We start from the raw sequence: 7,969 nt of genomic DNA, 5'->3' as shown, positions 1-7,969 counted from the left end.
GTGGTGGAAGTGCAGGTTGCGCAGCCGCTGGAGTGCGGGATGGCGGCGGCGGATGGTGTTCAGACGGGTGATGAGCGGGGCGATGCTGCGGCCCTCGCGCTCGGCGGCCTCCCAGTCGCGGGGCCTGAGCTGGTACTTCTCCGAGTCCAGGTACTCCTCCCCGCCTTCCCTGAGCGGGGTGTTCTCGCACAGTTCGTAGCCGGAGTAGATGCCCCAGGCGGGGGAGAGGGTGGCGGCCAGCACGGCGCGCGCCTCGAACGCGGGCCGTCCGCCGTGCTGGAGGTAGGCGTGCAGGATGTCGGGGGTGTTGGCGAAGAAGTTCGGCCGCATGTAGGCCGCCGCCTCACCCGTGAGCTCGGTCAGGTACTCGGTGAGTTCCTGTTTGCTGTTGCGCCAGGTGAAGTAGGTGTACGACTGCTGGAAGCCGATCTGGGCCAGGGTGTGCATCATCGCCGGGCGGGTGAACGCCTCCGCCAGGAAGATCACGTCCGGGTCGGTCCGGTTGATGCCCGCGATGACCCGCTCCCAGAAGACGACGGGCTTGGTGTGCGGGTTGTCCACGCGGAAGATCCGCACGCCGTGGGCCATCCAGTGCCGCAGGATGCGCAGGGTCTCGGCGACCAGGCCGTCCATGTCGGCGTCGAAGGCGAGGGGGTAGATGTCCTGGTACTTCTTCGGGGGGTTCTCCGCGTAGGCGATCGAGCCGTCGGGGCGGTGGTGGAACCACTCGGGGTGCTTCTCGACCCAGGGGTGGTCGGGGGAGCACTGGAGGGCGAGGTCGAGCGCGACCTCCAGGCCGAGCCTTGCGGCCTCGGCGACGAAGTGGTCGAAGTCCTCGAGGGTGCCCAGGGCGGGGTGGACGGCGTCGTGGCCGCCTTCGGGGGAGCCGATGGCCCAGGGGACGCCGACGTCGTGGGGGCCGGCGGTCAGGGCGTTGTTGGGGCCTTTGCGGTGGGTGGTGCCGATGGGGTGGACGGGGGGCAGGTAGACGACGTCGAAGCCCATGTCGGCGATCGCCTTCAGCCGGCGTTCGGCGGTGCGGAAGGTCCCGTGGGGGCGTTCCGCGGTGCCCTCGGAGCGGGGGAAGAACTCGTACCAGGAGCCGTACAGGGCGCGTTCGCGCTCCACCAGCAACGGCATCGCCTCGGACGCGGTGACCAGCTCCCGCAGCGGATACCGCTCCAGCACGTTCTCCACCGCCGGGGACAGCGCCGCCTTCAGCCGGTGGTGGACCGACAGGGTGTCGTCGCCGAGGGCGCGCGCCGCGGCCAGCACCAGGTCCCGCTCGGCCCCCTTGGGCACCCCGGCGGCGGCCCGCTCGTACAACTCCGCGCCCTCCTCCAGCACCAGGCCGGTGTCGATCCCGGCCGGCACCTTCACCGACGCGGTGTGCCGCCAGGTCGCCAGCGGATGGCTCCACGCCTCCACGCGGAAGGTCCAGCGTCCCGTCACATCCGGGGTGATCTCCGCCCCCCAGCGGTCGCTGCCCGGCGACAGCTCCCGCATCGGGGTCCAGGGGCCGCGCCGGCCCGTCGGATCGCGCAGGACCACGTTCGCGCCCACGGCGTCGTGCCCTTCGCGGAACACGGTGGCCGTGACCTCGAACGTCTCCCCGGCCACCGCCTTCGCCGGGCGCCTGCCGCACTCCACGGCCGGCCGGACGTCACGTACCGGTACACGGCCGATGGCCGGGGTCCTGCGCATGTATCTCACCTCCGCCGTGCGCGGAGCCGGGCGCCCGGCCCGGCTCCGCGATCCGATAAGTCGGGCCGGCGTCTCGCCGGGCCCGCAGGGAACGCCTAGTACGGTGCCAGGTCAGGGGCTTGGCGCCGTGGAACGCCGCTCCGACGGCGGCCCTCTTCTCGCCGTCCGGCGCGGCTGCGGCCGACCGTCCTGCTCCCGCAGATAGGTGACCAGGTTCGTGCGGAGATAGCGCTCGGCGGCGTCCACGGCCTCGCGGGCGCAGCGCTTGCCCATCAGCACGCACAGGGTGTACCCCGAGTCCTCGAAGGTGGCCCGGACCGTGCGGTCGTGCGGCGCGGCGAGCATCACGCGCTCCCACGCCCGGTATCGCCGCAACTGCCGGGCCACTTCGGCCTTGGCGGGTAGCAGCATGGCCCTCTTCACCTTCCACGCTCTCGACTGGGCGCGTTCCCGACGGTCGGGTGGTGTCCGCGCAGGGGAGGGCACGGCACCGTTACGGCGATCGAGGCTTTCACTTATGGTGCACGCGTGACGACGCAGCGTCTTGTTGGAGCTTCAACCAGTGGGGCCGTCGGTGGCTCGTGTTGCACGAATGGCGTAGCGGCCGCACCGTGGAAGTGACTCTGAAGCGATCAACGCTCACTCTGGGTGTCCGGAAATCCCTCCGGGCGGGCGAGGGGAGCGAGAGCTTCGCCGGTGAGGAGCAAGCGACGATGAAGACCGCAGTGCCCTGCTACTACCATCTCGACGTGGAAGTCGGCCCCGAACGGGTGGGGCAGGTCAGCCGCATCCTGGCCGCCCATCTGCGCCACTGGGATCTCGACAACCTCGTGGAGCCCGTCCGCCACGGCGCCGAACTGCTGCTGCGGGCGATCGACGCGCACGCGAGGAACAAGCACACGTCCATCGAGATGTGGTGGAACGGCCAGCATCTCATCACCGCCCTCGGCGGCCGGGACCCCGATCTGCGTCCGGACCAGGACCTGCGGTCCTGCCTGGCCGACATCGCCGCCATGAGCGACGGCTGGGGCTGCTGCGCCACCGGCACCGGCGGCACGATCATCTGGTTCTCGCAGCGCGCCCGGGCCGGCCAGCGCGTCCCGCTGGTCCCCCTCGCCCCCGACCCCGCGCTGCGCACCGGCCGGAAGGTGCCCCGCGACGAGCCGGTGACCGTGCTGGCCGGTCCCGCGCCCGCCCACGGCGCCACCCTGGAGGGCAGCCGGTGACCGCCCGTACCTCACGCACCGGGGTGCCCGTCTGGAGCGGGCACCCCTACCCGTTGGGCGCCTCCTTCGACGGACAGGGCACCAACTTCGCCCTGTTCAGCGAGGTCGCCGAGCGCGTGGACCTGATCCTCGTCGACGACGCCGGCGCCAAGACCCCCGTCCGGCTGCACGAGGTCGACGGTTTCGTCTGGCACGCCTATCTGCCCGGCGTCGGCCCCGGACAGCGCTACGGCTACCGGGTGCACGGCCCCTGGCAGCCCTCGCTCGGTCACCGCTGCAACCCGGCGAAGCTGCTGCTCGACCCGTACGCCCGCGCCGTGGACGGCCAGATCGACAATCACCCTTCGCTGTACGAGCGCGCCCCGGACGGGCCGGCTCCGGCCGACAGCGCCGGCCACTCCATGCTGGGCGTGGTCACCGACCCGTTCTTCGACTGGGGCGACGACCGCCCGCCCCGGACGCCGTACGCGGACTCGGTCATCTACGAGGCCCACGTCCGCGGGCTGACCCGCACCCACCCGGACGTCCCCGAGCGACTGCGCGGCACCTACGCCGGGCTCGCGCACCCGGCCGTGACCGAGCACCTCACCTCGCTCGGGGTGACGGCGGTGGAGCTGATGCCGGTGCACCAGTTCGTCCAGGACGGCATCCTGCAGGACCGCGGCCTGTCCAACTACTGGGGCTACAACACCATCGGCTTCTTCGCCCCGCACAACGCCTACGCCGCCTTCGGCACCCGCGGCCAGCAGGTCAACGAGTTCAAGGCCATGGTGAAGGCGCTGCACGCGGCCGGCCTCGAAGTCATCCTCGACGTGGTCTACAACCACACCGCCGAGGGCAACGAACTGGGCCCCACGCTGTCCTTCCGGGGCATCGACAACGCCTCCTACTACCGCCTGGTCGACGGTGACTGGGCGCACTACTACGACACCACCGGCACCGGCAACAGCCTGCTGATGCGGCACCCGTACGTGCTCCAGCTGATCATGGACTCGCTGCGGTACTGGGTCACCGAGATGCACGTCGACGGCTTCCGCTTCGACCTCGCGGCCACCCTCGCCCGGCAGTTCCACGAGGTGGACCGGCTCTCGGCGTTCTTCGACCTGATCCAGCAGGACCCGGTGATCAGCCGGGTCAAGCTGATCGCCGAGCCGTGGGACGTGGGCGAGGGCGGCTACCAGGTGGGCAACTTCCCGCCGCTGTGGTCGGAGTGGAACGGCAAGTACCGGGACGCCGTACGGGACTTCTGGCGCGCCGAGCCCGGCTCGCTCGGCGAGTTCGCCTCCCGCCTCACCGGCTCGTCCGACATCTACCAGCACAGCCGGCGCCGGCCGCGCGCGAGTGTCAACTTCGTCACCGCCCACGACGGTTTCACGCTGCGCGACCTGGTGTCGTACAACCACAAGCACAACGAGGCCAACGGCGAGGACAACCGGGACGGCGAGAGCCACAACCGGTCCTGGAACTGCGGCGCGGAGGGCGACACCGACGACCCGGCCGTCCTCGAACTGCGCGCCCGCCAGCAGCGCAACCTGCTGGCCACGCTGCTGCTGTCGCAGGGCATCCCGATGCTCTGCCACGGCGACGAACTCGGCCGCACCCAGCGCGGCAACAACAACGCCTACTGCCAGGACAACGAGATCTCCTGGGTGGATTGGGAGCCGACCGACGAGCAGCGTGCCCTGACCGGGTTCACCCGGCGCCTGATCGCGCTGCGCGCCGCGCACCCGGTGCTGCGCCGGCGCCGCTTCTTCCGTGGCGAGACCGCGACCAACGCCCGCCAGCCGCTGCCCGACCTCGTGTGGCTGCGGCCCGACGCCCGCGAGATGACCGACCGGGACTGGCAGCGCGCGGACGCGCACTCGGTCGGCGCGTTCCTCAACGGCGACGCCATCGCCGAACGCGACCCCTACGGCCGCCGCATGGTCGACGACTCCTTCCTGCTGCTGGTCAACGGCTACTGGGAGCCGGTCGTCTTCCGGCTGCCCGACGACTACTTCGGCGAGCGCTGGACCACCCTGATCGACACCGCCGAGCCCGACGGCGTCCCCGACGAACGCGAACGCAAGGCGGGCACCCGGCTCCGCCTGGAGGCCCGCAGCCTCATCCTGCTGTCCCGCCCCTCCCGCACCCCGGGCTGAACCGGGGCGGACCTCAGCAGCAGACGCCGCGGGCGGTCACCGTGAACTGCGCGCCGTCGGCGTCCCGCAGGATCGCCTCCCGCTCGCCGTCCTCGCGCAGCACGCTGCCGCCGTGCTTCTCCGCGGCGCGGGCGCAGGCCGGCACGTCGGTCACCGCGAAGTGGATCTGCCAGTGCGGCCGCACCGAGGGGTCCGGGGCGGCCTCCACCGCGCCCGAGTCGATGCGCGCCACCACGTCGCCCGCGCTGCGCAGCAGCACCTCGCCGCCGTCGTACTCCACCTCGCAGCAGCCCGGCTCCCCGCTCGCCCAGTCCAGGATCTCGCCGTAGAACATCGCGGCGTCGAAGGCGTCCCGGGTGTGCAGCCGCACGAAGGTGGGGGCCGCCTGCCGCCACGCCTCCCAGTTGGTGACCAGGTCGCCCTGCCAGATCCCGAACGTGGCGCCGTCCCGGTCGGCGAGCAGCGCCGCCCGGCCCGGCGGGAAGGACAGCGGCCCGACCGCCGCCGTACCGCCGCGCTCCCGGACCCGGGCCACGGCCAGGTCCGCGTCCCGCACCGCGAAGTACGGCGTCCACGCCACCGCCATCTGCCACATGGCGGCCACGGCGGCGATCCCGGCGACCGGGACCCCGTTCGCGAGGGCGATCCGGAAGTGTTCGCCGAGCTTGGCGGTGCGCCAGCGCCAGCCCAGGACGGCCGTGTAGAAGTCCTGGGTGGCCTGGAGATCACGGCTGGTCAGGCTCACCCAGCAGGGCGCGCCGAAGACGGAGTGGGTGGAGACGACCTCTTTGTCGCGCGGCGCGCCGCCGGCGGGGCTGTGGTGGTTCATGGCAGTCGTGTCCTGCTCTCGGGGCCCGGGTGGCCACCGGTATGACACCAGTGTCCGGCCGGACGGGGGCGAAATGCCTGTCGAGTACACCGGGTGGCAGGGGTGCAGCCCCCTGCGCACGATGGAGGGATGGCAGAGAGCGAGTCGGACCGGATCGCCGCGTTGCAGGCGGAGGTCGACCAGATGAAGGAGGCCCTGGCCTCGCACGCGGTCGTGGACCAGGCGATCGGAATGGTGGTGGCCCTCGCCCGGGTCACCCCCGACCAGGGCTGGGAGGTCCTCAAGGAGGTCTCCCAGCACACCAACATCAAGCTGCGCCACATCGCCGAGCTGATCCTGATCTGGGGGCGGCGCGGCGACATCCCGGAGCACATCCGGGCCGAGCTGGAGGACGCCCTGGACCGGTACGGGCCCGCGCAGGTACCGGGGACCGAGGGGCGGTAGGCCGTACGGGCGCGGATGTCAGCGGACCTCCGTCAGTAGTTCCTCGCGCAGCCGGTCGAAGCAGCCGCTCAGCAGGCGTGAGACGTGCATCTGCGAGATGCCGAGCCGCGAGGCGATGCAGCTCTGCGTCATGCCCTGGAAGAACCGCAGGTAGAGAATGGTGCGCTCGCGTTCGGGCAGCGCCTCCAGACAGGGTCTGACCGCGGCCCGGTCCACGACGAGGTCGTATCCGGGGTCCGGGCCGCCCAGGGAGTCCCCGAGGGCGTAGCCGTCCGTGCCGGAGACCTCGGCGTCCAGGGACAGCGCGGAGAAGCACTCCAGCGCCTCCATGCCGGTGCGCACCTCGTCCTCGCTGAGCCGGGCGTACGCGGCGATCTCCGCGACGGTGGGCGCCCGGCCCGTGCTGGTCTGCGCCAGGTCCTTCACGGCGGCGCGGACCCGGTTGCGCAGGTCCTGCACCCGGCGGGGCACGTGCAGGGTCCACATGTGGTCCCGGAAGTGCCGCTTGATCTCCCCGGTGATGGTGGGCACCGCGTACGCCTCGAAGGCGCGGCCACGGTCCGGATCGTAGTGGTCGACGGCCTTGACCAGGCCCAGCGCGGCCACCTGGTACAGATCCTCCAGCGCCTCGCCGCGGCCGCGGAAGCGCACCGCGATCCGCTCGGCCATGGGCAGCCACAGCCGGACCAGCTCGTCCCGCAGCGCTTGGCGCTCGGGGCCGTCGGGCAGCAGGGCGAGCCGCTCGAAGGCGGCGCCCGTGTCCGGGGCGTCGTCGTGGGGATGGGATTTCGTGCTGCCAGTGACACGCATCGCGCGCACCTCTCTCGGCAGGTGCTGATGGGACAGACACCGTGGGAGGTGCGCTCGGATCATGGAGTGGGACACCGGGGGCGGGCCATGCCGTCTCCCACGGACGTGCCTCCTGTCCGAAGCACTTCTCTGCCCTTTCCCGCCGAGGGACACCTCCAAACAAATAATAATAAATGTTGCGAATCGGGCCATGAGGAGCCGGAGATCGCCGATCTTGTCGTGGACGTGATGTGCGGCACGCCCGCCCCGGCGGCCAGAACCCGCCCCGGACGAGTTCTTCCTGGGCAGCGCTTGATCACCGGCCGGCGGGGCCCAATTCCCCTGACCACGCTGCGTTCCCGCCATTTGACAGTGTGCTCGGCACACAGATAGACAGCAGCTCTCGAGGGTCGAGAGGGGCACTGTGTACGAGCCGAACGTGGTCGGTGACTGGCAGGAGTACGACGAGCATGCCGGTCTGCGGGTCCGCGTCCACCGCCTGGAGGCGGCCGAGCCGCCGCGCGGACGGGACGACGCCGCCGCCGGGCTGACGTATTTCAGTGTCCGGGTGACCGTGGAGAACCGCGGCTCCCGGCCCTACGGCATCCACCTGGAGGACGGCCAGATCGACGTGCGCGTGGGCCCGGACGGCGAGGGCGCCTTCATCGACTGGCGCAACTCCCAGTTCGTCGAGGGCTTCGACGTCTACCCGCTGCGCCGGGCCACCGCCGTGATCTACGCCGCCGCCCCCGAGGCCGCCCTCGGCCACGTGGACGTACAGGTGCAGCTGCGGGTGGACGACGACTGGACCGGCCGCCGCCTGTGGGCGGGCGGCA

At 71.6% G+C, this 7,969-nt stretch carries 8 protein-coding genes; 4 read left to right on the top strand and 4 right to left on the bottom strand.

The window, feature by feature from the left end; translation table 11 throughout:
- Both H5J33_RS16235 and H5J33_RS16230 read right to left on the bottom strand, forming a co-directional pair.
- A partial coding sequence (locus H5J33_RS16235; RefSeq protein WP_181795617.1) for an alpha-1,4-glucan--maltose-1-phosphate maltosyltransferase occupies positions 1-1,704 on the bottom strand: 1,704 nt, incomplete at its 3' end.
- A gap of 111 nt (positions 1,705-1,815) precedes the next feature.
- Positions 1,816-2,115, bottom strand: coding sequence for a DUF5133 domain-containing protein (locus H5J33_RS16230; RefSeq protein WP_030784425.1), 300 nt, complete (start codon positions 2,113-2,115; stop codon positions 1,816-1,818).
- A 302-nt stretch (positions 2,116-2,417) separates the two neighbouring features.
- On the opposite strand from H5J33_RS16230, the gene H5J33_RS16225 reads away from it, so the two are divergent.
- Both H5J33_RS16225 and glgX read left to right on the top strand, forming a co-directional pair.
- Positions 2,418-2,930: a pep a2 gene (locus tag H5J33_RS16225; RefSeq protein WP_181795616.1), complete on the top strand. Its 513-nt coding sequence runs from the start codon at positions 2,418-2,420 to the stop codon at positions 2,928-2,930.
- A complete protein-coding gene (glgX, locus tag H5J33_RS16220; protein ID WP_309485417.1) occupies positions 2,927-5,071 on the top strand; it encodes a glycogen debranching protein GlgX in 2,145 nt (714 codons plus the stop codon). Before H5J33_RS16225 ends, glgX begins: the two co-directional genes overlap by 4 nt.
- Before the next feature lie 13 nt (positions 5,072-5,084).
- Here glgX and H5J33_RS16215 read toward each other — a convergent pair whose 3' ends face one another.
- The gene (locus H5J33_RS16215; RefSeq protein ID WP_181795615.1) at positions 5,085-5,900 is read right to left on the bottom strand and encodes a VOC family protein; all 816 of its coding nucleotides are present in this window, start codon (positions 5,898-5,900) and stop codon (positions 5,085-5,087) included.
- Between the two features lie 129 nt (positions 5,901-6,029).
- Here H5J33_RS16215 and H5J33_RS16210 point away from each other — a divergent pair, with 129 nt between their 5' ends.
- The gene (locus H5J33_RS16210) at positions 6,030-6,344 is read left to right on the top strand and encodes an ANTAR domain-containing protein (protein WP_181795614.1); all 315 of its coding nucleotides are present in this window, start codon (positions 6,030-6,032) and stop codon (positions 6,342-6,344) included.
- An 18-nt stretch (positions 6,345-6,362) separates the two neighbouring features.
- On the opposite strand, the gene H5J33_RS16205 is transcribed toward H5J33_RS16210, so the two are convergent.
- Positions 6,363-7,154, bottom strand: a complete 792-nt coding sequence (locus H5J33_RS16205) for an RNA polymerase sigma factor SigF (protein WP_181795613.1) — start codon at positions 7,152-7,154, stop codon at positions 6,363-6,365.
- Positions 7,155-7,557: 403 nt separating this feature from the next.
- On the opposite strand from H5J33_RS16205, the gene H5J33_RS16200 reads away from it, so the two are divergent.
- Positions 7,558-7,969, top strand: a 412-nt coding sequence (locus H5J33_RS16200; RefSeq protein WP_181795612.1) for a hypothetical protein, incomplete at its 3' end; no start/stop codon positions are given.

Origin of the sequence: Streptomyces sp. WELS2 (assembly GCF_013870595.1) — a bacterium.
Classification (GTDB): domain Bacteria; phylum Actinomycetota; class Actinomycetes; order Streptomycetales; family Streptomycetaceae; genus Streptomyces.
The sequence above is the reverse complement of the archived record's forward strand: the minus strand, read 5'-3'. Positions and strand labels throughout refer to the sequence as shown.